General features: G+C 49.7%; 30 protein-coding genes. 19 read left to right on the forward strand and 11 right to left on the reverse strand.

The window, feature by feature from the left end; genetic code table 11:
• Positions 1–61: 61 nt before the first annotated feature.
• Both Q4E40_RS18935 and mtgA read right to left on the reverse strand, forming a co-directional pair.
• Positions 62–556 carry a YybH family protein gene (locus Q4E40_RS18935; protein WP_303414449.1) on the reverse strand — a complete coding sequence of 165 codons (495 nt, stop codon included), beginning with the start codon at positions 554–556 and terminating at the stop codon, positions 62–64.
• The gene (gene mtgA / locus Q4E40_RS18940) at positions 543–1,280 is read right to left on the reverse strand and encodes a monofunctional biosynthetic peptidoglycan transglycosylase (RefSeq protein WP_303414452.1); all 738 of its coding nucleotides are present in this window, start codon (positions 1,278–1,280) and stop codon (positions 543–545) included. The genes Q4E40_RS18935 and mtgA overlap by 14 nt, the downstream gene beginning before the upstream one ends.
• Before the next feature lie 158 nt (positions 1,281–1,438).
• On the opposite strand from mtgA, the gene Q4E40_RS18945 reads away from it, so the two are divergent.
• Both Q4E40_RS18945 and Q4E40_RS18950 read left to right on the forward strand, forming a co-directional pair.
• Positions 1,439–2,074 carry an LON peptidase substrate-binding domain-containing protein gene (locus Q4E40_RS18945; RefSeq protein WP_303414455.1) on the forward strand — a complete coding sequence of 212 codons (636 nt, stop codon included), beginning with the start codon at positions 1,439–1,441 and terminating at the stop codon, positions 2,072–2,074.
• On the forward strand, positions 2,074–3,303 hold the full coding sequence (locus Q4E40_RS18950) for a metallophosphoesterase (protein ID WP_303414458.1): 1,230 nt from the start codon (positions 2,074–2,076) through the stop codon (positions 3,301–3,303). Before Q4E40_RS18945 ends, Q4E40_RS18950 begins: the two co-directional genes overlap by 1 nt.
• 7 nt (positions 3,304–3,310) lie before the next feature.
• Here Q4E40_RS18950 and Q4E40_RS18955 read toward each other — a convergent pair whose 3' ends face one another.
• Both Q4E40_RS18955 and Q4E40_RS18960 read right to left on the reverse strand, forming a co-directional pair.
• The gene (locus Q4E40_RS18955; RefSeq protein WP_303414460.1) at positions 3,311–4,222 is read right to left on the reverse strand and encodes a diacylglycerol/lipid kinase family protein; all 912 of its coding nucleotides are present in this window, start codon (positions 4,220–4,222) and stop codon (positions 3,311–3,313) included.
• A 34-nt stretch (positions 4,223–4,256) separates the two neighbouring features.
• Positions 4,257–5,054 carry a M48 family metalloprotease gene (locus Q4E40_RS18960; RefSeq protein ID WP_303414463.1) on the reverse strand — a complete coding sequence of 266 codons (798 nt, stop codon included), beginning with the start codon at positions 5,052–5,054 and terminating at the stop codon, positions 4,257–4,259.
• Between the two features lie 279 nt (positions 5,055–5,333).
• Here Q4E40_RS18960 and Q4E40_RS18965 point away from each other — a divergent pair, with 279 nt between their 5' ends.
• The gene (locus tag Q4E40_RS18965; RefSeq protein ID WP_303414466.1) at positions 5,334–5,531 is read left to right on the forward strand and encodes a hypothetical protein; all 198 of its coding nucleotides are present in this window, start codon (positions 5,334–5,336) and stop codon (positions 5,529–5,531) included.
• A 72-nt stretch (positions 5,532–5,603) separates the two neighbouring features.
• Here Q4E40_RS18965 and Q4E40_RS18970 read toward each other — a convergent pair whose 3' ends face one another.
• On the reverse strand, positions 5,604–6,419 hold the full coding sequence (locus Q4E40_RS18970; protein ID WP_303414468.1) for a murein L,D-transpeptidase catalytic domain family protein: 816 nt from the start codon (positions 6,417–6,419) through the stop codon (positions 5,604–5,606).
• Between the two features lie 269 nt (positions 6,420–6,688).
• On the opposite strand from Q4E40_RS18970, the gene Q4E40_RS18975 reads away from it, so the two are divergent.
• A complete protein-coding gene (locus Q4E40_RS18975; RefSeq protein ID WP_303414470.1) occupies positions 6,689–7,078 on the forward strand; it encodes a hypothetical protein in 390 nt (129 codons plus the stop codon).
• A 51-nt stretch (positions 7,079–7,129) separates the two neighbouring features.
• Here Q4E40_RS18975 and Q4E40_RS18980 read toward each other — a convergent pair whose 3' ends face one another.
• Positions 7,130–7,528 carry a hypothetical protein gene (locus tag Q4E40_RS18980; protein ID WP_303414472.1) on the reverse strand — a complete coding sequence of 133 codons (399 nt, stop codon included), beginning with the start codon at positions 7,526–7,528 and terminating at the stop codon, positions 7,130–7,132.
• A 312-nt stretch (positions 7,529–7,840) separates the two neighbouring features.
• Here Q4E40_RS18980 and Q4E40_RS18985 point away from each other — a divergent pair, with 312 nt between their 5' ends.
• The gene (locus Q4E40_RS18985) at positions 7,841–8,071 is read left to right on the forward strand and encodes a hypothetical protein (RefSeq protein WP_303414475.1); all 231 of its coding nucleotides are present in this window, start codon (positions 7,841–7,843) and stop codon (positions 8,069–8,071) included.
• Between the two features lie 86 nt (positions 8,072–8,157).
• On the opposite strand, the gene Q4E40_RS18990 is transcribed toward Q4E40_RS18985, so the two are convergent.
• Together Q4E40_RS18990 and Q4E40_RS18995 are read right to left on the reverse strand one after the other, a co-directional pair.
• Positions 8,158–8,616 carry a DUF4199 domain-containing protein gene (locus Q4E40_RS18990; protein ID WP_303414476.1) on the reverse strand — a complete coding sequence of 153 codons (459 nt, stop codon included), beginning with the start codon at positions 8,614–8,616 and terminating at the stop codon, positions 8,158–8,160.
• A gap of 61 nt (positions 8,617–8,677) precedes the next feature.
• Positions 8,678–9,148: a DUF4199 domain-containing protein gene (locus Q4E40_RS18995; protein ID WP_303414479.1), complete on the reverse strand. Its 471-nt coding sequence runs from the start codon at positions 9,146–9,148 to the stop codon at positions 8,678–8,680.
• Between the two features lie 334 nt (positions 9,149–9,482).
• Here Q4E40_RS18995 and Q4E40_RS19000 point away from each other — a divergent pair, with 334 nt between their 5' ends.
• Together Q4E40_RS19000 and Q4E40_RS19005 are read left to right on the forward strand one after the other, a co-directional pair.
• Positions 9,483–11,108, forward strand: coding sequence for an ABC-F family ATP-binding cassette domain-containing protein (locus tag Q4E40_RS19000; protein ID WP_303414482.1), 1,626 nt, complete (start codon positions 9,483–9,485; stop codon positions 11,106–11,108).
• 36 nt (positions 11,109–11,144) lie between these two features.
• Positions 11,145–11,831, forward strand: coding sequence for a hypothetical protein (locus Q4E40_RS19005; protein ID WP_303414484.1), 687 nt, complete (start codon positions 11,145–11,147; stop codon positions 11,829–11,831).
• A 76-nt stretch (positions 11,832–11,907) separates the two neighbouring features.
• Here Q4E40_RS19005 and Q4E40_RS19010 read toward each other — a convergent pair whose 3' ends face one another.
• A complete protein-coding gene (locus Q4E40_RS19010) occupies positions 11,908–12,057 on the reverse strand; it encodes a lmo0937 family membrane protein (RefSeq protein ID WP_007660460.1) in 150 nt (49 codons plus the stop codon).
• A 66-nt stretch (positions 12,058–12,123) separates the two neighbouring features.
• Positions 12,124–12,276: a lmo0937 family membrane protein gene (locus Q4E40_RS19015; RefSeq protein ID WP_108212983.1), complete on the reverse strand. Its 153-nt coding sequence runs from the start codon at positions 12,274–12,276 to the stop codon at positions 12,124–12,126.
• Between the two features lie 452 nt (positions 12,277–12,728).
• Between Q4E40_RS19015 and Q4E40_RS19020 the strand changes: the two genes are divergently transcribed.
• Positions 12,729–13,634 carry a 3-hydroxybutyryl-CoA dehydrogenase gene (locus Q4E40_RS19020; RefSeq protein WP_303414496.1) on the forward strand — a complete coding sequence of 302 codons (906 nt, stop codon included), beginning with the start codon at positions 12,729–12,731 and terminating at the stop codon, positions 13,632–13,634.
• A gap of 2 nt (positions 13,635–13,636) precedes the next feature.
• A complete protein-coding gene (locus Q4E40_RS19025) occupies positions 13,637–14,026 on the forward strand; it encodes a VOC family protein (RefSeq protein ID WP_303414499.1) in 390 nt (129 codons plus the stop codon).
• A 93-nt stretch (positions 14,027–14,119) separates the two neighbouring features.
• On the opposite strand, the gene Q4E40_RS19030 is transcribed toward Q4E40_RS19025, so the two are convergent.
• Positions 14,120–14,932: a 2,3,4,5-tetrahydropyridine-2,6-dicarboxylate N-succinyltransferase gene (locus tag Q4E40_RS19030; RefSeq protein ID WP_303414502.1), complete on the reverse strand. Its 813-nt coding sequence runs from the start codon at positions 14,930–14,932 to the stop codon at positions 14,120–14,122.
• A 51-nt stretch (positions 14,933–14,983) separates the two neighbouring features.
• Between Q4E40_RS19030 and Q4E40_RS19035 the strand changes: the two genes are divergently transcribed.
• The 10 genes from Q4E40_RS19035 (at position 14,984) to Q4E40_RS19080 (ending at position 25,824) form a co-directional block, all read left to right on the forward strand.
• Entirely contained in the window at positions 14,984–16,132 is a 1,149-nt protein-coding gene (locus Q4E40_RS19035; protein ID WP_303414504.1) for a glycosyltransferase, read from the forward strand.
• A gap of 67 nt (positions 16,133–16,199) precedes the next feature.
• A complete protein-coding gene (locus Q4E40_RS19040; RefSeq protein ID WP_303414506.1) occupies positions 16,200–17,198 on the forward strand; it encodes a 3-oxoacyl-ACP synthase III family protein in 999 nt (332 codons plus the stop codon).
• A 185-nt stretch (positions 17,199–17,383) separates the two neighbouring features.
• Positions 17,384–18,040 carry a metal-dependent transcriptional regulator gene (locus tag Q4E40_RS19045; protein WP_303414508.1) on the forward strand — a complete coding sequence of 219 codons (657 nt, stop codon included), beginning with the start codon at positions 17,384–17,386 and terminating at the stop codon, positions 18,038–18,040.
• Position 18,041: 1 nt separating this feature from the next.
• Positions 18,042–18,974 (forward strand): metal ABC transporter solute-binding protein, Zn/Mn family, encoded by a 933-nt coding sequence (locus Q4E40_RS19050; protein ID WP_303414511.1) that lies wholly within the window; start codon positions 18,042–18,044, stop codon positions 18,972–18,974.
• Between the two features lie 12 nt (positions 18,975–18,986).
• Positions 18,987–19,778, forward strand: a complete 792-nt coding sequence (locus Q4E40_RS19055) for a metal ABC transporter ATP-binding protein (RefSeq protein WP_303414513.1) — start codon at positions 18,987–18,989, stop codon at positions 19,776–19,778.
• A gap of 208 nt (positions 19,779–19,986) precedes the next feature.
• Entirely contained in the window at positions 19,987–21,270 is a 1,284-nt protein-coding gene (locus Q4E40_RS19060) for a metal ABC transporter permease (RefSeq protein ID WP_303414515.1), read from the forward strand.
• 370 nt (positions 21,271–21,640) lie between these two features.
• Positions 21,641–22,519, forward strand: coding sequence for a metal ABC transporter permease (locus Q4E40_RS19065; RefSeq protein WP_303414517.1), 879 nt, complete (start codon positions 21,641–21,643; stop codon positions 22,517–22,519).
• Positions 22,520–22,592: 73 nt separating this feature from the next.
• Positions 22,593–23,135 carry a thioredoxin family protein gene (locus tag Q4E40_RS19070; protein WP_303414519.1) on the forward strand — a complete coding sequence of 181 codons (543 nt, stop codon included), beginning with the start codon at positions 22,593–22,595 and terminating at the stop codon, positions 23,133–23,135.
• A gap of 70 nt (positions 23,136–23,205) precedes the next feature.
• Positions 23,206–24,585 (forward strand): tRNA uridine-5-carboxymethylaminomethyl(34) synthesis GTPase MnmE, encoded by a 1,380-nt coding sequence (gene mnmE, locus Q4E40_RS19075; protein WP_303414521.1) that lies wholly within the window; start codon positions 23,206–23,208, stop codon positions 24,583–24,585.
• Between the two features lie 267 nt (positions 24,586–24,852).
• The gene (locus tag Q4E40_RS19080; protein ID WP_303414522.1) at positions 24,853–25,824 is read left to right on the forward strand and encodes an MBL fold metallo-hydrolase; all 972 of its coding nucleotides are present in this window, start codon (positions 24,853–24,855) and stop codon (positions 25,822–25,824) included.
• The last annotated feature ends 232 nt before the right edge of the window (positions 25,825–26,056 follow it).

The raw sequence follows: 26,056 nt of genomic DNA on the forward strand, positions 1-26,056 counted from the left end.
CATACACTAACAGCACATTCTCTCAATCACCAATTCACTCAGTCACTCCATCACTCATTTACTAACTCGAATGGTCTGCTATGATCTTCCAGCCTTCGGGGAAGCGCTTGATGATAATAGAGAAATGGCCTTGCAGGTCGCCTAGTTCAGCTTCGCGCTGCAGATGCCATTTGCCTACCACCAGCATGTGGTCTGCAGCCAGGTGCCGCATCTCTTTCAGGTCGAAGGTCAGTTTGCCCATGGCTGCCGGATCAGGATAACTCTTGCGGTAGTTGTCCAAGGTCTTTTGCCAGCCATAGGTCAGGCCGCTTTTACCGACAAACAGCAACGAGTCCGATTTCCAGTAGTCCTGCATAAAGCACTCGAGGTTGCCCTGGCTCCAGCAGACCGATTGCGCGGCCAGCATGTCGCGCACCTGCGCTTCTGCCGCCGCTGTGTCGTGCTGGGCAGGGGCATTGGTGGTCAGCTCTACCTGCTTCTCTTCGTTCTGCTGACAAGCTGTGAGCGACAAGCCTATACCTAAAGCCAGTGCGTAGATAAACCTATTTCTTTTCATCTTTTTCGGGAAGTATGGTTTTGATATAAGTAGTTCCACCCAGTCGGCCCATGGCGCGGGCTATACGTCGCTGCCTGCCCAACACGTAAGCCGACGGCCTTCCTGCGGAATAGCGGATCGGGTTGGGAAGCACGGCTGCCAGCCGTGCCGACTCCTGACGTCCAACCTCCGAGGCCGGTTTGTTAAAATACTTTTGAGAAGCTGCTTCCACGCCAAACACCCCATCTCCCATCTCCGCAATGTTCAGGTATACCTCCAGGATGCGTTGCTTGCCCCACAGCACTTCGATCAGAAATGTAAAGTAAGCCTCTACGCCTTTGCGCAGGTAACTGCGGCCATGCCACAGGAACACGTTCTTGGCCACTTGCTGGCTGATGGTACTGCCGCCCCTGATGTTCTTCCCCTTCTGATTACGCTTGAAGGCATCGGCAATGGCATCGAAGTCAAAACCGCTGTGCTCCAAGAAAAGCTGGTCTTCGGAGGCTACCACGGCCAGTGGCAACTGCTCCGACATCTCCTCCAGGGAAACGAACTTATACCTGATTGCGGGGTTATCCTTGCCTGTCGTTCCGGCTTCGGCACGGCGCTTTACCATATGCAGTGTCGCGGGAGGAGCCACCCAACGGTATACCAACACCCACAGCACACTCAGGAGCACGAGGCTCAGCAAAAGCTTTGTGATGATAAGCCTGATCTCACGAAAGCCCAGCCGTTTCTTCTTCATTTTAAGCGGTCAAAAATAAGTGCGCAAAGCTAAGTGTTTTGGCTTATAATGCAACAAAAGCAGGCTGCCTGAATCGTTTTACTTAACACGTGCCTAAACATACCCGTATTCCATATACAAAACCCATACTTGTCTGTTACTCAGCTAAAGAAAAGACCATGCAAAAATACCTGCCCTTATTCCCTCTGAATATCGTGGTATTTCCGGGTGAGAAACTAAACCTGCACATTTTCGAGCCCCGCTACAAGCAGCTGGTCTACGACTGCCTCGAAAGCGGCAACACGTTCGGCATACCCACGTTCATCAACAACAGCGTAGGCCTCTACGGCACGGAAATCAAGCTGCTGCAGGTTGAGAAGAAATACGAAAGCGGCGAGATGGACATTCGTACACAGGGTTTAGGTATATTCAAAATACTGGAATTTGAAAAACAGGCACCCGGCAGGCTTTATGCAGGTGGGCAGGTAGAGGAAGTAGAGAATCTGGCTGACGAGGACATCGTGACAAAGGAACAAATACGCGAAAAACTACGGGAACTGTACACGGCCTTAGGTATAAGCAACATCTTTCTGGACCTGCCCGAGAACTTTACCTCATATGATGTTGGCCATCATCTGGGACTCAATACGGAGCAGGAATATACTTTATTGCAGTGCAATAGTGAAGGCTTGCGTCAAGAGATGATTTTGCAGCATCTGTTGCAGGTATTGCCCATTGTAGCCGAAACCGAAAAACTCAAGGAGCGTGTCAAGCTCAACGGTCATTTCAAAAACCTCACCCCACCCAACTTCTGATGCTCCTATACTTTATTATCATACCTACCGTGCTGTTTTTGGTTTTTGGGCTGTTCAGCTACTGGCAGGAGCTCAAGTACCGCAACAAGCCATTCTACAAGCTCTCGGACGTAGGGTGGCGCAAATGCCTTCCCAAGCCGGAGGCACGGCTGGTGCACAGCATCGCGTTCATGGGCGATGTGGGCTACGTAGCGACCGACGGCACAGACCCTGTTATGCGGCTCCTGGGGGAGTGGCAGCAAACCACAGGCCCTGAAGGAAGCGTCCTGTTCCTGGGGGACAATTTATACCCGGTAGGGATGCCTGCTGAAACACACCGCCACTACCCTGCCGCCAAAGAGCGTATGGATTTCCTGCTGCAGCAAATGGGCGCTTACGGGGGACGCAAGATTTTTCTGAGCGGTAACCACGACTGGAACAAAGGGCGCAAAAAAGGGCTGGAGTATATGCTGCGACAGGAAAAATACGTGGTCGACACGCTGCAGGATGAAAACAGTTACCTTCCCCGCCACGGATGCCCGGGACCGGAGGCTATACAACTGGCAGAAGGGTTGCAGCTGGTGATCATCAACACGCAGTGGTGGGTGCAACGCGGCGAAAAGCCGATGGGGCCATCACAAGGGTGTGCTTATGATGACATAGAGGAATTTTTTCTGCGCCTGAACCAGATCCTGCGCCGGAACAGGCACCAGCGCATTGTGGTGGCAGCGCACCACCCGCTTTATAGCAATGCACTGCACGGCGGCAAGTTCACAGTAAAGCAGCACATCTTTCCGCTGACGGCCGCACACAAACGTTTCTATATTCCATTGCCTATTTTCGGATCGCTATACCCGTTTTACCGCCAGCTATTTGGAGCCTACGAAGACATGTCGCACCGGAAATACCGCAAGATGCGCAAGCGCCTGCTCCGTATCTTCCATCAGTACAGTAACATTGTGTATGTGGCGGGGCACGACCATAACCTGCAGCATTTTGAGGTGCGGGATAACCATTACATTGTGAGCGGATCGGGTAGCAAAACCTCATTTGTAAAAAAAGGAGGCAAAGCCACCTTTACGCTGGAGCAGCGGGGCTTCTTTGTGCTCAACTACTACGACACCGGAGAGTTATGGATAGAGGCACTGGCGGTCACGGAAGCGGAAGACGTTTCAATACCAGGAGCCGTCGTATTCCGAAAAGAGCTTGGCCCCGTTCTGCAACCAAAAGAGCAGACGCAGCAGGTATAGCTCTAGATTAGGACTCCTCAGGTATAGGAAGTATAACTTTCAGGCTTTTGGGGTGCATCGTCACTTTTATCACCTCATCCAACTCAGCTGGCTCGCCGTCAATGTGCACTACCTCATGGTCTACGTTGTAGACGGTTGCCTTGCGGCAGCTGATGCGGCGGGTATAGATGGAGCCGTCAATATTGTCGGTGTACATCCGTACCAGCAGAACGGGCGCGGCAGCTTTCGGGAAGGGCTCAATCAGACAAATCTCAAAGCGGCCGTCGTTTAGAATACCGCTGGGGTTAATAGCGGCATTGCTCCCGAAAGCGTTGGCATTGGCTATGGTCACCATAAAAGCCTCCCCCTCAAAATTCTCGGTGTCGGTCTCAATGCGATAGAACTTCGGTTCGTAATTTATGTACTCCTGCAGGGCTATCCAGGCATAGGCACCTGGACCGCGCTTATCCCCTTCGCAAAAGCGCTTTACGACCAGGGCATTAAACCCCAGATCACTGAGATGGATCGAAGGCTTCCCGTTCAGGTCGATGGTGTCGATGTTGCGCACCACATGTTCGTGGATCAGTTGGAGGGCCTCCTCTGTATCTTGCGGTATACCCAAATCTTTGGAGAGTCCATTGCCCGAGCCAAGCGGAATAATACCCAACGGGGTTTGAGTGCCTATCAGCAAGGCGCCAACCAGACTCACTGTACCATCTCCCCCTACCGCAAAAACAGCGTCAAAGGTGTTTTCCTCTATCAGCTGCTTGATATGCTCTAAATCTTGCTGGCCTGTCGTGCGGTAGATGGTGCACTTCATTTGATGTTCAGCACACTCTGTCTTAATTTCATCCTCCAGTTCTTCCTTGTCTATATCCCCCGCTATAGGGTTAACAACAAACAGCAGGTTGCTGAACTTTTTTTCCTTTTGCTTTCCCATGTCGTGGTGTCAATTTCTAGTTTAAGGCACGGGCTTATTCAACCAGGCCGGCGGGAAGACCGCTTGGATATTCCTCCTGGATGGCACGTTCTATTTCCGCGATCCGGTTACCAGGATTGGGATGCGTTTGCGCAAACTCAGGACCACTGGCACCACCGCTGGCCTCCTCCAGCACCCGCATTACCCCGATCATAGCCCGCGGGTCATAACCAGCCTCACCGGTCAGGCGCACAGCTAGCCTGTCCGACTCCAGTTCATCTTCCCGGCCATAACGCATGTTCATCAGCTTGCCGATCATGGCGGCAGCCACGGCGCCGGTACGGGAGGCTGGGTTTTCCGGATCGTAAGTGGCAATGGCTGCAGCACCGGTCAGGCCCTGGGTGAGCTTTGCCTTGGCTAACTGCTGGGCGGAGTGCCGTCCGACGACATGCCCAATCTCGTGGCCCAGCACGCCGGCCAGTTGCGCCTCAGAACTCAGGCGGCGAAGCAGACCCGCTGTGATGAAGATCTGCCCGCCAGGCAGGGCGAAGGCATTGACGGTCTTCTCATCGGCCAGCAGATGAAAGTCAAACTGGTAGGGAGTTTCGCCAGCGCGGGTACTCCGGACAAGCCGCTGCCCGATGGCGTTCACCTGGGCTCTCGCCTGTTCGTCCGGGTGCATCCCTCCATATTGTGAAGCCATCTGCGGGGCGGTCTGTAATCCAAGGGCGATCTCCTGTTCTACGGTCATATCTACGTGCTGCATCTGGCCGGTAAATTCATTTTCCTGCCTGTTGCACCAATACGTGACCAGCGATACTGCCGCAATCAGGATTGCGACGATAAATTTCATGACTGCTCTCATGTTACTCTATATCAACACGATTCTGGTTAAATGTTTTGCATGTGCGTTGCTCAACGGCTTAGTTTGCGAAAGGTATTCACGTCGGCCGGATGCGCTGCCTCATCATATACTTTTATTGTACTAGAAAGTATACGCAATCGCCATGAAAATAATAGAGACTGTTGGTCCGACATGGTGTAAGAATTCATAAATAGCTACCCTATTTTATATGAATTTCGTAATACACTAAAATCGCTGCAAAATCAGCTTCAATTAAAACAGAATATTATGAATATGAAAAGAACATTCGGTGCCATTCTGACCATATTAGGTATAGTCGGCATCATCTGGGGCGCTTATGCCTTTATTATGGGAGGCGACGGCGCTGCTGTCGGCAAGTACACGGCTGCAGTCCCTTTTATTGTAGGACTGATCTTTTTCTTTGCGGGTATCAACCTGGTGAAGACAACAAAAGACCAGACGTAAGTGTAAGAAATGTTAAAATGAAAAAAGCCACGTCGGTTATCGGCGTGGCTTTTTTGTATGTTTTTAATTAATCTATGCGTTCGTTGGCAGCATATCCTGAAGCAAAGCAAAGCCTTCAACGGCTCTTTCTGTGTTGAGGTAGTCAGAGGTATAGGCCTTGTCTGCACTGTGAATGTAGAGCACCGTATTATTCTTGATCAGTTCGATGACCTCACCGGAAATAGCTCTTGGCACTGCCGGGCAACCCAGGCTGCGGCCCAGCCGGCCATACTGCTTCACAAAATCATCGCTCACGTAGTCAGCGCCATGCAATACGATGGCACGCTCCATGGCTTTCGAGTTATATTGCTCATCCATACCTGACAAACGAAGCGAAAGCCCATGCTTGCCATGATAGGTTTTATCGGTCAGGTAGAAGCCCATGCTGCTCATGTTGGAATTAGGCTCGTTTGAGAACTTCTCTGCTTTAACGTTGCCTGTATTCCGGCCATGCGCCACCAGGTTGTTGTAGAGCACTTTGCCTGCATCCAGGTCAATGATCCACATACGCTTCTGGCTGCTCGGCTTGGTAAAATCAACCACCGTCAGGATCTGCTTGTCAGCGGCTGTCAGTTCGTCCTGCTTGAAATTGTGGTAACCGGTATAGGCACGCTCAAATACACTGTAAGAAAGCCCTGTCTTTTGTAATCCCGATCTGTTATACACCTCCTGCACATGCTCTTCGAAGGCGAGTTTCTTCTCGGCAAAAGAAAGGTTGGCAAGTGAAGTGGAAGTCAAAACAGTTTCAGCTGTGCGACCCATCGGATCAGATTCGTCGTTTCGCGCCCCGCCAGGGGTAGAAATCAGCATGAAACTCAGGGCAAAGGAAGTAACAATGGTTCTTATCATAGAGTCAGTATTCTTATCAGGTTTTACGCAATTACAGTACTAACAGGAAAAAACACAACAATTGTTCCCCTTAGGGATGCTTATATCCAATTTGTAGCTTTACAACCGCCCCAGCGGCCGGGTGTATATGCTAAACGTTTGTATACCTGAAACTTAGTATACGAGGCAGAATAATTTATTTTGCCCCTGGCAGCTCCTGTTATATAAATTACCGCATTTGCTTGTATGCCAAGGCCGGAAGCTGCAATTTTGAGGTAAGAGAATAGCACATGAAAACGTACTCCTTCTACGCCCTGTTCCTGATCATGCTGATGGGCTGCGCCGACCCTGCCCGCATTTCAGGCTTCGATAGTGAAAAATGGCAGCAAGATAAAAAAGGTTGCCAGGGACAACGAAGCACCATGGTCAGCGACTTTGAGACCATCCGCCGCGACCTGTACGGACGCCCTGAAGCGGAGGTAAAAGATATCCTCGGCAAGCCCGATGCGGAGCAACTGATGCGACGGGGGCAACGCGTCTTCATCTACTACTTTGAGCCGGGCTCGCAGTGCAAGGAGCGTAACAAACTCTCCGAAGCTAACCGGGCTGAGGTCCGCTTTAATGCTTTGAGTAAAGTAAGCGAAATTACTTACCTGCGTCCGGTACCTGTTTCAAAATAACGCAAAAAGCCCGCCTTACAGCGGGCTTTTTTGATTGCCATCCTTCGGATGTTATTCTTCCTCTTTCCCGGTAAGCATGTTAACGTGCTGGCGTCCTTCCAATTCAAGGAAGTGCTTTAGCTGTTTTTCACTCAGAATACCAGCCATTACCTTGTCATGCTGCATCTGTATTTCTCTGAAAGTGCGCTGCAGTTCAATCGGGTCTTCCTGTATCAGTTCAGCTTCCGACATCAGTTGGTAGCGTTCTTCGTGAAGCAGTTCAACTTGCTTCATTTGCTCATCGCTTAGATTCAGTTCGCGCTTCATTTCCAGTAGCGCCATCTGAGGCCCGCTCAGGCTGATGGCCAGCACTTTCTTATCCAACTCGTCGTCAGTCTCTGTCAGGCGCTGCGCGTAAGCCGTGTTAAAGGTCAATCCTAGTATGATTAAAAATGGTATAATTCTTTTCATGGTATGCGGGTATTATGCCATCACCTGGCTAGACTAAATTATATAGTGTTATGAACGGAATTATATTGTTTTGGTTCTGCCTAAAAACACACTTGTTTTAGATTTTTCTAATAGCACAGAATAACCCATTTGCACACCAAATAGAAAGACTTTAATATATTTTTAAATTATAAAAATAACTTGTATTCAAAATTAGCTATATCGTAACTAAGCCCCTGCAGAATAGTATACAAAACAAACACTCGAAATAGTATTTTAACAATGGCCACCGGTTTCGCAGCAGCGGCTCCCACCATATAAAGTGAAAAAACCATGAAGACTAAATATTATAATCCCAGCTCGCTGGAGGTTAGTTTTGCCAAGGCATTTCAGGACTTAGCACAGCAACTCGAAGACAGGCTCGATGTGGGCAAAGTTGTCAATATCACGCCGATACATGACGTAGATAACCCTATGGTGATTTATAAATTAAAAGATGAGGAAGGTGATTTACATGAAGTAGTTGTACAAATCATACAGCGGCCAGATAACCTGGTGAGTTGATCAGGCAATAAAATACAAAAAGAGAGGCGACCCGGAATTTAGCGGGTCGCCTCTCTTTTTGTATCTCAGGTATAGGTAAAATCCGATCAGGGACTACCGGGCACCTTGTGGTCGCGTCGTTTAAACCACTGCATCGCAATAAACGACACCATGAAGCCCGAAATCACACCTTCCAGCATCAACACCATAAAAATAACGACACCAGGCGTAATGGCCATCCTTTCGCCGAAGTACTGATTCCCGGCCAGTACACTTAGCAGTCTGTTATCAAATGTTTTTATGTAGACGACCATAAACGCGGCAAACACAACGGTTGCAAGGGCCGAGGTAATGATGCCTGTTCCCAGGCCCTCAAAATAACCAATATCACCCTGCCGCATTTTTTTTAATCCCCGGATGGCCATCGTTACCCCAATTGCCATAATCACGCCGTTTAGGAAACGCAACTCAATGATGTGCTCCAGGCCAACGAGCTTCATGAGCAAGAAGTAGCCAATGAGTGCCAGTGCCGTAAATAGGCCGTATTTTAGGCCAATTTTTTCCATAGTAGGTGCTTCGGGTGTGCCTTATCTTAATTATAATTCTGCTAATCGTAGAACGCTACGATCAGATACGCTCCTGAATGGCATGTTCTTCCCGCTTAAACCACTGCATGGCCACAAAAGCGATAATAAAGCCCGGAATGGTACCGTAAATAATAGTGAGCACAAAGAACGACAGAACCGACAAACTAACCGGGAACAGCGAACTGGACTGCAGACTGGCCAGGTATGCCGTGTCTAACGTGGTTAAGTAGATGACCATGAACAGGGCCAGAATTGTAGAGGACACCACGCCGGTGGTAGCGCCGATCGCCAGTCCCTGGAAATAATTGATGTCCCCTCCTTTCGCCTTTTTGAATTGCGAAATAGCAACCGTTATACCTATGATCAGGAAGATCGCACTCAGAAACGAAAGCTCCACCCTGTTCTGCAGGTTAAGCAGGCGCATGACCAGGAAAAAGAGCACGTGCGCTATACCTACGAAAATACCATATTTCAGTGATACCTTTTGATAAGTGATTCTTGAAAGTGCCATATGTATACTGTTTTGTTAAGAGTCCTTAGTTTTTAAAAATGAACAGATTAGTTGCACGGTTGGTTATAAAAAAGAGCTTGTCTTACACAAAGCTCCCCAAAGCAGGTGCAATCTGCCGTATATAATTAAATCAATATACTAGAGAATGTGGCGTGGCGTTGTGATTTGAACCATAAATTTTTCGGAACATACCCCGAAGCGCTTCATTTAAAAGCAATTAAGCCGCCCTCTGTAAGCCCTTAGCCTATTGGTTTACAGCAATTTGAAAAAAAGACGGTTTTTATTTCGTAATTTTGCACCGCAATCGTTTCATATACTCATTTTTAAGCTATCTATGATCAGCACCAACAATGTAAGCCTGTCGTATGGCAAGCGTACCCTGTTTGAAGACGTTACCATTAAATTTTTGCCCGGCAACTGCTACGGCCTCATAGGGGCTAATGGCGCAGGCAAATCCACCTTCCTGAAGATACTCTCGGGTGAGATTGATCCGAACACCGGCACCGTGGAGATTCCGGCCAATGCCCGCCTGGCCGTATTGAAGCAGAACCACTTTGAGTACGACGAATCTCCGGTATTGCAGACCGTCATCATGGGCCACAAGCGCCTCTTTGACATCATGCAGGAAAAGGATGCAATTTACGCTAAAGAAGATTTTTCGGAAGATGATGGCGTACGTGCTGCTGAACTGGAAGGCGAATTTGCTGACCTGGAAGGCTGGAATGCAGAGTATGAAGCGGCAGAACTCCTGAGCGGACTTGGCATCTCCGAGGACCTGCACTACGCGCTTATGAAAGATCTGAGCGGTAGCGAGAAAGTGCGTGTGCTCCTGGCCCAGGCCCTCTTCGGTAACCCGGACATCCTGCTGCTTGACGAACCGACCAACCACCTGGACGCTGAGTCGATCATGTGGCTGGAGAACTTCCTCGATAATTTCCAGAACACTGTGATCGTGGTATCGCACGACCGCCACTTCCTCGACGCTGTGTGTACGCACGTAGCCGACATCGACTTTGGCAAGATCAAAATGTTTGCGGGTAACTATGGCTTCTGGTACCAGTCAAGCCAACTGGCCTTGAAACAGCGCTCCGATGCCAATAAAAAGACAGAAGACAAACGTAAAGAACTCGAAGAATTCATTCGTCGCTTCAGCGCCAACGCCTCCAAGTCGAAGCAGGCGACTTCTCGTGCCAAGTTGCTCGAGAAACTGACGGTAGAAGATATTCAGCCATCCTCCCGTAAATACCCTTACATCGCCTTCAAGCCTGAGCGCGAAGCAGGAAACCAGATCCTGCACGTGGAGAACCTGACCAAGTCGATTGATGGACAGCCACTTTTCACGAACATCTCTTTTATGATTGATAAAGGAGATAAGATCGCGGTGATTGGCCGAAACGATATTGCCGCTTCCACTTTCTTTAAGATCCTGTTCAATGAAGACCAGCCTGATTCAGGTGAGTTCAAGTGGGGCACAACCATTACGGCTTCTTTCTTTCCGAAGGACAACCAGGAGTTCTTTGACACGAATCTGAACCTGGTGGACTGGCTGCGTCAGTATTCTGTGGAGAAAGACGAAAGCTTTATCCGCGGATTCCTGGGTCGTATGCTCTTCTCTGGCGAAGAGTCGCTCAAGAAGGCCAACGTCCTGTCAGGTGGTGAGAAAGTGCGCTGCATGTTCTCCCGCATGATGCTGCAGTCCGGTAACGTGCTGGTATTTGACGAGCCAACCAACCACCTGGACCTCGAGTCGATCACGGCGCTCAACAACTCCCTGCGCGATTTCGATGGCACCATCCTCTTCTCTTCGCATGACTTGCAGTTTGTGGACACGATCGCTAACCGCATCATCGAGCTGACGCCGGGTGGCATCATCGACAAACGCATGGGCTACGAGGAGTACCTGTCGGATGAGAACATCAAGGAGCTGCGCAAAAAAATGTATGCCACAGCCAAGGTATAGCGTATAAACCAGCGATAACCTGTAACCAATCAAGCTATGCCGCTACGCTATCGCTATAAATTACTGGTACTGACCCTGTGCTGCCTGTTGGGCAGCACAGCGGCGATGGCCCAGGTTGAACCTGACACAGTGAAACGCAAACGCGAACTGCCTACAAGGCCTACTGTGGAACCACAGCAGCAACGACACCCTCCTGTTACGCAGCCACAGCCGCAACCAGAGGTGATTCGTCCGCAGGTGGTGCGTCCGGGTGAGGAAGCGCCAAAGGCACTGATTGACCGCATGTTCTGGGGTGGTAGCTTCGGTTTGCAGTTCGGCACCTTTACCAACATATCCTTATTGCCGGTGGTGGGTTATCGGGCTAGCGAAACATTTTGGCTAGGTATAGGCGGAGTATACCACTACCGCAGCTTTAGAGGAGAGCGCATGCACAACTACGGTGGGCGGGTTTTCGCACAACAGCAGATTTTCGAAAATTTCCTGATCCATGGGGAATTTGAGCAACTGAGCGTGGAGCTCCCCTTGATGAACTACAACACCGGCGTGTATGAGTTTAGCAGGCGCTTTATAGGTATACCAATGGCCGGGCTCGGCTACAGACAAAAGATTGGCGAACGGGGTGCTGCAGATATCTTGCTGCTCTACAACTTCAACGATTCATATGCCTCGCCTTATTCCAACCCGGTCATTAGGGCGGGCTTTAGCTTTCCATTCAGAAAGTAGACAAAACCGTTAAGGCATAAACTCAAAAAAGGCTGCAAATTTCTTTGCAGCCTTTTCTGTTTTTGAAGTATTTGTATTAGCCTCGAATGAGTCGTAGCAGTACCACGATCACGGCGATCACCAATAAGATGTGAATCAATCCGCCTACGGCATCAGGGAATCCCAGGAATCCGATCAGCCAAAAAATTACTAGCACAACGGCTATGATATACAATAAATTTCCCATAGTTTTAATATTTTAATTTCGAAAATATAGTCTGTTATCCTATCTAACGTAGTTACGCTATATAGGTTAAGCACTTCGTATTAATCGCAGCAACACCGCGATAACAGCCAGCACTAAAAGTACGTGGATAATTCCACCTACGGCATCGGGAAACCCAAGGAACCCGATCAGCCAAAAGATCACTAGCACGACGGCTATGATATACAGTAAATTTCCCATAGTTGTTTTGTTTTAATTTCTCCTTTTCAATGCGTTGAAAGCTTCAATGCGTTGAAAGCGAAACCGTCTGTCTGGCTTTCAAAACAGACCAGCTGGCCTGCTTTGCATTTTTTTGTTTTAAGCTTTTTACGAGCCCTATACTTTAAAGGATGTATATAATCGCATTATTTTGTATACTTTAAACGAAGAAAGAATAAAGGAGCCAAAACATTATGCACAAAATAAGTCCCTATCCTTTTGATAGACAGACAAAAGACAGCTTCTTTCAAAAAGGAAATTGCCTTCCATAATTTTGTATAGAATATTAACTATACCCGGTACCTTACAGGTATAGCCAAGACTTTAGGTAACATAAAAAATAGAAGTCTTCCAAGATAAATGTTTTTAAAACCGATGTTTGTCTGAATTCTACTAGCTTTGTAATGGATTTTTAACTACACGCACATACATCTATGAAGAAAATAGCAGTCATTGGTTCGGGCACTATGGGCAACGGTATAGCCCACGTGTTTGCCCAAAATGGTTTCCCTGTTTCACTGGTTGACATTTCAGAAGAGGCACTCAACAGGGCACTCTCCACCATCACCAAAAACCTCGATCGCATCATCGCCAAAGGCAACCTGACGGAAGAGCAAAAAAACCAGACCCTGGACCGCATCACCACCTATACCGACATGAAGCAGGGTGTGAAGGAAGCGGACTTGATCGTGGAGGCGGCCACCGAGAATGTGGATCTGAAGCTGAATATCTTTAGAGATTTGGACGCTTTTGCCAAACCGGAGGCGATACTGGCCAGCAACACCTCCTCTATTTCTATTACCAAAATCGCTTCGGTAACCAACCGCCCGGACAAAGTGATCGGCATGCACTTCATGAACCCGGTGCCGGTGATGAAGCTGGTCGAGATCATCCGCGGCTACTCTACTTCTGACGAAGTGACCAGCCAGGTGATGGATATGTCACTGCAGTTGGGCAAAGTACCTACGGAGTGCAACGACTACCCGGGTTTTGTAGCCAACCGCATTCTGATGCCGATGATCAACGAGGCCATCTACTCCCTGTATGAGGGCGTGGCCGGTGTGGAAGAGATCGACACGATCATGAAGTTAGGTATGGCGCACCCGATGGGACCACTGCAACTCGCCGACTTCATTGGCCTGGACGTTTGCCTTTCTATCCTGAACGTGCTGCACGACGGCTTTGGCAATCCGAAATATGCCCCTTGCCCCCTGCTGGTGAACATGGTACAGGCCGGCCATAAAGGTGTTAAGTCAGGACAGGGCTTCTACTCCTGGACACAAGGCTCGAAAGAACTTGTCGTGGCAGATCGATTCAAGAAAAAGCATTTTGCACAATAAAGATGGCACAGACCTTTAATGTAGTAGGCTGGTTTGAGATACCAGTTACCGATATGCCGCGGGCTATTCGTTTTTATGAAACGGTGTTTGGCTACACTCTGCACTACCAGACCATTGGCGACGAGGAGATGGCCTGGTTCCCCTGGGCCGAGGAGGCTACGGGTGCTTCGGGTTCGCTTGTAAAGCATGAAGAGAAGTATAAACCATCGGCTGACGGAGCGGTAGTCTACTTCTCCTCCCCGACTGGAGATCTGGCTAACGAACTGACCAAAGTAGAACAGGCTGGCGGTAAACTGCTGCAGGACAAAACTCTCATAGCGGAGGACATCGGCTTTATGGCTTTGATCCTGGACACCGAAGGCAACCGCATCGCCCTGCACTCCAGAGGCTAGGCTATACCTTTCAATTATACCTTAAAAACTGAAAATCCCCCTGCCATATCAGCAGGGGGATTTTCAGTTAAATAAAGGGAGGTATAAAAGAATTTAAACGGCTACAGCATTTTCGCGCAATGCGTCGTTAAGGGAAGTCTTCAGGTCGGTGCTTTCCTTGCGCTGGCCTATGATGAGGGCACAAGGCACCTGGAACTCGCCTGCCGGGAATTTCTTGGTGTAGGAACCAGGTATAACCACGGCACGCGGCGGTACATAGCCCCGGTACTCCTTCGGTTCACTGCCCGTCACATCAATGATTTTGGAGCTGCCAGTGATCGTCACGCCGGCACCGATCACCGCTTCCCTGCCGATGCGGCAACCTTCTACCAGAATGCTGCGCGACCCGATAAAGGCGCCGTCTTCGATAATCGTAGGAGCTGCCTGCACCGGCTCCAGCACACCGCCCAGCCCAACACCGCCACTCAGGTGCACATGCTTACCCACCTGCGCACAGCTGCCAACAGTCGCCCAGGTATCGACCATGGTTCCTTCGTCCACGTAGGCGCCAATGTTCACGTAAGAAGGCATCATGATCACACCCTTAGCCAGGTAGGCACCGTAACGCGCCACAGCATGCGGCACGACGCGAACACCCAGCTGGGCATAGTTCGTTTTAAGGGCAATCTTGTCATGAAACTCAAATGGTCCCACTTCGATCGTCTTCATCGCCTGAATCGGGAAGTACAATAGCACTGCCTTCTTCACCCACTCGTTTACTTTCCAGTCATCACCAACAGGCTCTGCCACACGCAGGCGGCCTTTGTCCAGTTCTTCTATCACGGCACGAACCGCTTCAATCGTGTTATTTTCTTTCAGCAAGTCACGGTTTTCCCAGGCCTGCTCTATTATCTGCTGTAATGCCATGCTATTTTTCGTTTTTAGAGAATCAATGCGTAAAAGTATTAAATTTAGGCGATGTCTGAAAAGAGAATCCTGCTTGCCTCGCTGCTAAAGCCCATCAATGACACCCGGCTCTACGAAAAGCTGGGCATGTCACTGAGCAACATTTCGGAGGCGTGCATCCATCTGGCGGGCTATGTGGCGTCTATCCCTGCCGAAGCACCTGTTAATATCCACTTCCACCCTATTTTCCAGTTTAGGAGACTTAGCACTGGTCGTATAACCGCCCAACGTGACTACTACCGTTTGCTTGAGCACCTCCGGCCACACCTGGTCATTGTGAGCACGCACGAACTGCTGCTGGCCACGTTGCTTTACAAAGCCAGGTATAAGGGTGTCCGTATTATATACGACATTCAGGAAAATTACAGACTGAACCTGCGGGCACAGCGCAACTACAGCTGGCCGCTCAAACACCTGCTGGCTTTGACAGTGCGCGGCATCGAGAAGTTGGCAGCAACCAGCATCGACTACTTTCTGCTGGCCGAGCGCAGCTATGCCGATGAGCTTCCCTTTTTGAGCAATCGCTATACCTTCATAGAGAACAAGTACAAAGCCGGTCGGGAAAAGCAGCCACAAGCTGTGCCGGTCAGCATACCGGCTAATGGGCAGCTACGCCTGCTCTACAGCGGTACCATTGCTGAGGAATACGGGGTGTGGGAAGCAATGGAACTGGCAAAGCAGCTACAGGCTATTCGGCCTGAGGTGAAACTGACGATCATCGGCTACTGCGCGAACAGCCATACCTTAGCAAAGCTTCAGCAAGCCTGCCAGGCTCTCCCGTTTGTAGAGCTGGTGGGTGGCGACAACCTGGTGCCGCACCAGGAGATACTGCAGCAGATACAAGGTAGTCATATCGGTTTGCTGCCTTACCGACCCAATGCCAGTACCTTCCGGTGCATCCCGACAAAACTCTATGAGTACATGGCCCATGGGCTACCGATCCTTATCCAGCAAAACCCACTGTGGCAAGGTATAGTAGAGGGAAGCGATGCCGGGCGAGCCGTTGATTTTGGCCAATTAAATGCAGCGGAGCTTTATCAGGAACTGAGTGCTAACAACTTCTACAAACAAGGTATACCTGACACCATTTTTTGGGGAAGCGAAGAAGATAAACTGTTGCAGGTTATCGTTCCATTACTGTCAGAAGTACAGGAAGAATGAAAATTTATTTTTAGACGAATCTAAATCAGTACATAATCAGTATATTTGTAAAGCTAAACCTTATATTATGCGAAACTCAAAGATAGCTGGCGTTGGCCATTATGTGCCTGAAAAGGTGGTTACCAATTTTGACCTGGAGAAGATCATGGAAACTTCGGACGAATGGATCCGGGAGCGAACAGGTATACAGGAGCGTCGCTATTTCCAGGAAGGCGTAGACACTACTTCTAACATGGGGGCCAAAGCTTCTATGAAAGCGCTGGAAATGGCTGGCTTAAAGCCAGAAGACGTGGACATGATCGTGTTTGCCACCCTCAGCCCCGACTACGTGTTTCCTGGTTCAGGTGTGCTGATGCAGCGCGAAATGGGCCTGAAAGAGATTCCGGCTCTCGATGTGCGCAACCAGTGCTCCGGCTTTGTCTATGCCCTCTCCGTGGCTGACCAGTTCATCAAAACCGGTATGTACAACAACATTCTGGTAGTGGGCTCTGAGATCCACTCAAACGGACTGGACTTCTCTACCCGTGGCCGCAACGTATCCGTGATTTTTGGTGATGGCGCCGGCGCCGTGGTGCTCAGTCCTTCCGAAAAGGAGGGACAAGGTATCCTGTCGACGCACCTGCACGCTGATGGCGAGTTTGCAGAAGAACTGGCCGTGATTGATCCGGGCAGCACCAAAAAGGACCGTCTGACACATGAGATGATAGACGAAGGAACAGTTTACCCTTATATGAACGGCAACCAGGTGTTCAAACACGCCGTGACGCGCTTCCCGGAAGTGATTGAAGAAGCACTTAATAAAAATGGTTATAAAGCATCTGATATAGACATGCTTACACCGCACCAGGCCAACTTGCGAATCACCTCCTACATCCAACAGAAAATGGGCCTGCCAGTCGAGAAAGTCATGAGCAACATCCACAAGTATGGCAACACCACGGCCGCCTCTGTACCGATTGCGCTGAGCGAAGCCGTGCAGGAAGGGCGCATCAAGGAAGGTGACCTGGTGTGTATGGCTGCTTTCGGCTCCGGCTTCACCTGGGCCTCGGCGCTGATCAGATGGTAATCCTTTATTGTTAAATGGTTGATGGTTAAATTGTTAATTGTTTTTTATCGAGCGATACGATTTTTAAAAGTAGAAGGGTCGATGTACAGCCGTAGGGACAGGTCACGAACTATCCAATCGTGCACCAAACAATTTAACCATCAACAATTTAGCAATCTAACAGCTCACTAACTCACTCAACAAAAGTGCACAGCTTTACTGAAGAAAATTACATCAAGGCCATTTACAAGTTATCGGATGGCGGTAGCCGTGAGGTGAACACCAATGCGATTGCCGATGCGCTGGCTACCAAAGCGGCCTCTGTAACGGACATGTTGCGCAAACTGAGCGCCAAAGGTATAGCCGATTATGTCAAGTACAGGGGCGTTACCCTGACGGAGAATGGTGAGCGGGTAGCTTTGCAGATCATTCGCAAACACAGGTTATGGGAGGTCTTTTTGGTGGAGAAGCTGAAGTTTAACTGGGACGAAGTGCATGATATGGCCGAAGAACTGGAGCACATCAACTCCGACCTGCTAATCCGGCGGCTCGATGAGTTTCTGGGTTATCCGAAGTTTGACCCCCACGGCGACCCGATTCCCACAGAAGACGGCGAGATGAACACCAAGCAGCAGCGCCTGTTGGCGGAACTGGAAGTGAACAGCTCCGGCACGGTGGTGGGCGTCAACGACTCCCAGCCGCTCTTCCTGCAGTACCTGGACAAGATGGGGATATTCCTGGGAGCCAAGATTAAAGTAATAGACAAGATCCCGTACGACAACTCCCTGGAGATCAACCTTGAAAATAAAAAGAACCTGGTGGTATCGGGTGAAGTGGCACGCAATATTTTCCTTTCCGCTTAGCATGAAAGTCTCTGCTTTATACCTGAGTTTATTGCTAGCCATGTTGCTTGGAACAGCCTGCACCCAGGTAGACTCCCGGGGTGAAGTACCTGCCGGTAAACGAATGCGCATCGTGACCACGACAGGTATGCTGAAGGACGCTGTTGTGAATATTGTGGGCGATGCTGCCGATGTAGAAGCGATCATGGGCAGCGGTGTAGACCCGCACCTGTACAAGGCAACGCAGGGCGACCTGAACATGCTAACGGAGGCGGATGTGATCATTTACAACGGTCTACACCTGGAGGGGAAAATGGGTGAAGTACTGGAGAAGCTGAGTCGCTACAAAACCGTAGTGGCCGGGGCCACAGGCATACCTGAGAATAGCTTGCTAAAATCGGCTGCATTCGCTGACAGCCATGACCCGCACGTGTGGTTTGATGTGTCGCGCTGGATGCAGGTAGTTATATACCTCAGTAGCGAACTACAGAAAAAAGACCCACAGCACACAGCCCTTTACCAAGAGCAGACGGCCACCTACCTGCGCGAACTCTCAGCACTCCACAAGGAAACCAAAGCCGCCATAGCCTCCATACCTGAGCAGCAGCGTATCCTGATCACTGCGCACGACGCCTTCGGCTACTACGGCAACGCTTATGGCATCGAGGTGCGCGGTCTGCAGGGCATCTCTACTTTATCCGAGTTTGGTCTGCAAGACGTGTCTTCACTGGTCAAATACATCGTGGCCAATAAGATCAAAGCGGTGTTTATCGAGTCTTCAGTATCGCCAAAGGCTATTGAGGCAGTGGTACAGGGCTGCAGCAAGCGAGGGCACGAAGTGCTTATTGGCGGCACCCTGTTCTCTGATGCCATGGGCGCAGAGGGTACACCGGAAGGTACCTATATCGGCATGGTACGTCATAACACAAACACGATTGTAACTTCTTTAAAGTAAGAAGGCTAGCATATGATATTTCAAGTAGAAAATCCAGTAGTAGAAGTACACGACCTGACGGTGAGTTACGACCGCAAGCCCGTGCTGTGGGGCATTGACCTCACCCTGCCGGCCGGTGCGCTGGTGGGTGTGATCGGCCCGAACGGTGCAGGGAAATCTACCCTGATCAAAGCGATGATGAACCTGCTGCCGGTGAGCAGCGGCTACGTGCGCATCTTTGATCAGCCCCTCAAGCAGGTATACAGCCGCATCAGTTATGTACCCCAGCGCGAGTCAGTGGACTGGGATTTCCCGGCCTCGGTATTTGACGTGGTGCTGATGGGCAGGTATGGGCAGCTGGGTTTGTTCAAACGCCCGCGCAAGGCCGACAAAGATGCCGCCATGGATGCACTCGAAAAAGTAGGGATGCAAAGCTTTGCCAACCGGCAGATCTCACAGCTTTCTGGTGGACAGCAACAGCGGGTTTTTCTGGCGCGCGCACTGGCCCAGAATGCCGATGTCTACTTCATGGACGAGCCCTTCGCCGGCGTCGACATTGCCACCGAAACGGCTATCATCCAGCTGCTTCGCCTGATGCGTGACGAGGGCAAGACCGTGATCGTGGTACACCACGACCTGCAGTCCGCCTCCGATTACTTCGATTGGGTCGTGCTGCTCAACATGCGCCTGGTAGCCTCCGGTCCTACCGAACAGGTACTGAACCAGGAGTTACTGGAGCAGACCTACGGTGGCAAGCTCACCGTGCTCTCCAAAGTAGGCGACCTGCTCCGCAAACAGGAATTCCCGGCGAGGGAGAAGAGTTAAAGTGTTAGATGGTTGATGGTTAAATTGTTAATTGTTGGGTGCATGATTAACCCACCTACCCCTCCGAGGAAGGGAATTGACGCGGCTACCAATTGGTATGATGAGTATCGTAGTTGAGTCTTTATCACATAAAGCACCATCAATAGATAAAGCAATTAACAATTTAACCATCAACCTTTTAACCATCAGAAATTTAACCATTTAAAAGATGCAGGACTTCTTAGAGTTTTTCTCGTTTACGGATGCCAACATACGGTACGTGACGCTGGGCTCGGTACTGCTAGCTGCCAGTTCGGCAGTGGTGGGCTGCTTTACACTGCTGCGCAAGCGGGCACTGGTGGGCGATGCGGTGGCCCATGCTGTGCTGCCGGGTGTCTGCCTGGCCTTTATCCTGTCGGGCACCAAAAACCCGTTTATTCTGCTGATCGGCGCTTTCGTAACGGGTTGGCTTTCGCTGGTGGTGATCGATTACATCACTTCCCGATCCCGCATTAAAGAAGATACGGCCATTGGGTTGGTGCTTTCCGTGTTTTTCGGTATTGGTATTTTGCTGCTTACCTCAATTCAGCAGACCGGCAATGCTGCCCAAAGCGGACTCGATAAGTTTCTGTTCGGAAGTGCGGCCTCCCTGATTGGAGGAGACCTGATCGCTTTTGGCGTAGTTGCCGTGTTGCTCCTGGTAGCGGTGGTACTCTTTTACAAAGAGCTCACCCTACTCTGTTTTGACCAAGCCTACGCTCGCACCATCGGTTTTCCGGTGCGTGGGCTCGAGCTGCTGCTTACTACCCTCACTGTTTTTGCGGTGGTGGTAGGTATACAGGCTGTTGGAGTCGTGCTGATGGCAGCTATGCTGATCACGCCGGCTGCGGCCGCCCGCTTCTGGACCGAAAATTTGAAGGTGATGCTGGTGCTTGCCGCCCTGATAGGTGCTTTTTCAGGTATAGCGGGTGCCTTTGTTTCGTACACCGCTCCTTCCATGCCGACCGGCCCCTGGATTGTGCTGATCGTTTCGATGATCGCGATTTTGTCCTTTGCCCTGGCTCCTGGTCGCGGCTGGGTTGCCCGCATCATGCGGCAGCGGCGCAACAAGACCCGTATTCTGGAAGAAAACCTGCTCAAACTACTATACCAGTTAGGCGAACTCCGACAGGACTACGGCAGCGGCCGCAGTCTGGAGGATTTGCTGGAGCGGCGCAACATTCCTAAAAAGGAGGCCTTGGGCGGATTGCAGAAGTTAAAGCGACAAGGTTACCTCCGAAATGAAGACAGCCGCTGGCTGCTGACCCCGGAAGGTGAGAAAAGAGGCCGAAGGGTAGTGCGCCTCCATCGCCTATGGGAGCTATACCTGACGCAGTACCTGAACCTGGCCTCCGACCACGTGCACGAAGACGCCGAAACCATCGAGCACATCATCACCCCGGAACTGGAACAGCGCCTGGTCGAGGAACTCAATTACCCCGACCTCGACCCGCACAGCACGAGAATACCTTAAGGGATTTAGTGGTTGAGTGAGTTTGAGTTGGAGGTAAAAGTTTATAAACAAAACTATCAACCCAGGTTCATTTGTCATTTCAAACCCAGTGAGAAATCTGAAATAAAGCTGGTGTATCAACAAAATTCAGATCTATCATTTAATTCGAGATGACAGATTACTTTAAATGATTTTAAATCGTTGGTTCAGGTCGAGACCCGTCCGAATCGTGCATAACATATTTGTCTGAATTTAAATATAAGGCCCCTACCCTAAGGATTTAGAGGATTATTAAAAAGGATCGTTCATAAAACCAAAGCTGAAAATTTAATATAATAACTCATTCAAAATCGCTAAACCACTCATTCACTAAATCACTAACTCAAAAAACATGAACGCATTCTGGATCATATTGACAGGAAGTTTGGTGGCGACATGCTGCAGTCTGCTGGGGTGTTTCCTGATACTAAGGCGTATGGCCATGGTTGGCGATGCCATTTCGCATGCCGTGCTGCCGGGAATCGTGATCGCGTTTATGTTGACGGGCTCCCGTGATACCATTCCGATGCTGATCGGGGCCGGGCTGCTGGGGGTGCTCACCACTTTCCTGATCGAGTTTTTCCACCGCTTTGCCAGGGTACAGGCCGACGCGGCCATTGGGGTCACTTTCACCTGGCTCTTTGCCATCGGCATCATCCTCATTTCCGTGTTTGCCGGACAAGTGGACCTGGATCAGGACTGCGTACTGTATGGCGAAATTGCCTATGTGCCACTCGACCTCATCCTCACCGATGGGGGGCTGAGCATGGGCCCCCGCACAGTCTGGATGCTGGCAGTAGTCACACTGCTGATTGGCGCTTTCATTGTGCTGGGGTATAAAGAGCTTTTCCTGACCACTTTTGACCCTGCCTTCGCGGCTGCAATCGGAATATCCACTACCCTATGGTATTACCTGCTAATGGGTGCGGTGTCGCTCACCACAGTGGCTTCGTTTGAGTCAGTTGGGGCGATCCTGGTAGTGGCTTTTCTGGTCGCTCCTCCGGCTACAGCATACCTGCTAACCGACGATTTCAAGACCATGCTGGGTATAGCAGTCGCTCTGGGCATCATTGCCTCTTTTGCTGGCTATTACCTGGCAGTATGGATGGATGGGTCAATTGCCGGAGCCATCGCCACCGTGACAGGTATAGAGTTCCTGCTGGCTTTCCTCTTCTCGCCGTCACATGGCAGACTTCGAAGACAGAAACGTGTGCAGGTAGTTGGTCACTAACCTGAATAATAAACCTTTTGGTAAGTGAATTGAAAGTATCCCCTTAAGCGTTCAGAGTCAGATATAACCCGCTATGCTACAAAAAATAGTCCTGCTGCCTGTGCTGGTTTTGATGCTGCTAGCATCTGGCTATACCTGGAATAAGGGTATACCTGCTGAAACAGCTAGCCAGAAAGGAGCCAAAATCAATTGGATCAGCATTGAGGAAGTTGCCGAAAAAAACAAAAAGCAACCCCGCAAAATTGTGATTGACGTGTATACCGACTGGTGCGGCTGGTGTAAAAAGATGGATAAGTCTACCTTCACCGACCCTGCTGTGGTGGCTTACATCAACAAAAACTACTACGCCGTGAAGTTGGATGCCGAGGGCAAAAACCCGATTACGCTCAACGGCCATACCTATACCTACAAAGACCAATATCGAGCGCATGAGCTGGCAGTAGCCCTGCTGCAGGGGCAGATGAGCTACCCGACCACCGTATACCTGGACGAGAAATTTAACATGCTCACACCCGTTCCCGGTTACCTCGATGCTCCTACTTTCCATCAGATCCTAACGTATTTCGGGGACAATCATCACAAGTCTAAAACCTGGGAAGAGTATACCAAAAAGTAGGTATAGCGAATGTTTCGTGAAGAATGCCTGATTAATCCGTAATTTTGTGTTTTAAAACACTTACTATACCTTGATTCATCAGTTTCTACATACCGATACCATTGCAGCGGTCGCCACGGCACCCGGTACAGGCGCCATTGCTGTTATTCGCCTTTCGGGTCCGGAGGCCATCACCATTACCAACTCTGTTTTTAAAGGTAAAGACCTGACGAAGCAGGCCAGCCATACCATTCATTTCGGCACGCTTCGCGATGACGATAAGATCATGGACGAAGTGCTGGTTTCCCTGTTCGTGGCGCCTCACTCCTATACCAAAGAGAACGTGGTGGAAATCTCCTGCCACGGCTCCGATTTTATTGTACAGCAGATCATGCAGTTGCTCCTGAAGAAAGGCGCCAGACTTGCCAATGCCGGCGAGTTTACGAAGCGTGCCTTCCTGAACGGCCAGTTTGACCTGGCGCAGGCCGAGGCAGTGGCCGACCTGATCGCCTCTGACTCTGCCCTATCGCATGAGGTGGCCATGAAGCAGATGCGCGGCGGTTTTTCACAGGAAATCAAACGGCTGCGTGCCGAGTTGGTGCACTTTGCTTCGATGATAGAGTTGGAGTTGGACTTCGGTGAAGAAGATGTGGAGTTTGCCGATCGCGACCAGTTGCGTACACTGATCCTGAACATACAGCAGATCATTCGTGAACTGCTCAAATCTTTTGAGCTGGGCAACGTGATCAAGAACGGCGTGCCGACCGTGATCGTAGGTAAACCCAATGCCGGCAAGTCTACCCTGCTCAACAAGCTGCTGAACGAAGAAAAAGCCATCGTGTCGGATGTGCCGGGCACTACCCGCGACTTTATTGAAGATGAGATCAACATCGGAGGTGTTACGTTCCGCTTCATCGACACGGCCGGTCTACGCGAAACAACCGATAAGGTGGAGGCTATCGGCGTGGAGCGCACCATGCAGAAGCTAAGCCAGTCCTCGCTTATCATTTACCTCTTTGACATCACCAGTACAACGCCGGAAGAACTGCAATCCGAACTGGAAGTGCTTAACCCGAAGAAACTGCCTTTCCTGCCTGTCGCTAATAAGATTGACCAAGCCACACCTTCCCAACTGGCCGCTTTCGCAGGTATAGAAGGGTTAGTGGAGATTTCCGCTGCGGAAGGCGCTCACCTGGAAGACCTGAAACAGGCGCTTGTAGATAAGGTGAACCTGGGCAAGCTCAATACCCAGCAGCAGACCATCGTAACCAACCTGCGCCACGTCGACAGCCTGAACAAAACCTACGAAGCGTTGGATGATGTGCTGAATGGGGTCGGTTTAGGTATGAGCGGCGACTTGGTGGCTGCCGACATCCGCCGGGCACTTTACAGCCTTGGTATGATCACTGGTGAGATCACAAATGATGATTTACTGGATAATATCTTTACTAAATTCTGCATCGGTAAATAAATTCTTTAAATAAGATAATATCACATTAAACCAAAAGCCTGATTATGATTGATAATCAGGCTTTTTTTCGTCTTCCTCTTCGTGCCAATCAAAAACATTACCCTTTAGTTTAATTACCAGAAGCGAGCTGCAACAATACTATAGGGCAAACAGAAATAATTGAACTTTTGTCATTTTATTGAACGGTAGTGCTGAATTACCAACCTTCAACAAAACCTTAACAAACCACTGTGCGTCAAGTTAATAGTACTCCTTAAAACGATAAGAATGAAAACAAAGCATATTTTTTTTTCGCTTTACCTGTCGGCAATCCTTTTTATTACTTATGAAGGATTTGCACAAAGCAGGGACACGTTGATTGGAGCAGAATATGTGAATAAATCGCTTTACAGTGATCGGCAGGTGCTTCCTGATATTTATGGCAAACCTAACCCAAGCCTGAAAAAATCGCTGACACAGGTGAAGGGCAACCTCTACCGGCATACCAACGACACCATTCCATCACTACACAGCGGCCTTGTCTTGATTACAAAAGCAGGTGCCATTGTCATTGACCCCGCTTTAACACCAGCAGCCGTTTGGCTGAAAGATGAAATTAAAAAGCGTTTCAAAGTACCTGTGAAATATGTCATCCTGACCCATGCCCACTACGACCATGCAGGAGGCTCTCAAATTTTTCAGCAGGACGGTGCAAAGGTCATCATCCAAAAAAACGGGTTAGAACCTATTATTGGTGAAAAGCTTCCCATAGCGGTCCCCGATATTGTGTATGATAAAGAACTAACTATTAAACTTGGCGGTGAAACGGTGATTCTGCATCACATTGCACCGAGCCATTCCAACAGCATGTCGGTTGTGTCGTTCCCTGCCTATAAAGCCCTTCAGTTGACTGACGTTGGTCAGTCCAATACCATGCCCTACAATGACTTCCTGGACTTTTATTATGATGGCTGGATAGAAACGCTGGACTGGGTTTTAAAACAGGATGTGGATTTCATAGACATCGGCCATTATACCCCCGCTACTAAGGAAACAATCAAAAATGAAAGAGACTACATGGTTGACCTGCACCAGCAGGTATTGAATTTGGTACGCCAGGGCCAAAGCTGGGATCAGCTATACCGGAACGTGAAGTTTTCAGACAAGGTAAAAGGCTGGTACGGCTTCAATACCATGAGCAAATTGAATATTCTGGGCATGCATAGATGGATCACCAATCACAGACGAGGCGTTTGGTGAGCGTTATAGTTTCGTTTACTAAGGAGCCCTGGTTAAACAATTCAGTCCACTGGTCTGCAAAAGCAAAAACCCGCTTCACATCAAATGGAGCGGGTTTTTGATTCAGCAATTTTCCTTTGCTTTCCGTTGGAGTATGCTCCGATCCCGGGTTCCAGCAGAAACAAACCCAAAACCAATAAGGCCTAAACACCAGCAGACTTAAAATCTGTTGTGTGTTTAAATCTTATATCGA

This window comes from Pontibacter coccineus, assembly GCF_030546575.1.
In the GTDB taxonomy this organism is placed as follows: domain Bacteria; phylum Bacteroidota; class Bacteroidia; order Cytophagales; family Hymenobacteraceae; genus Pontibacter; species Pontibacter coccineus.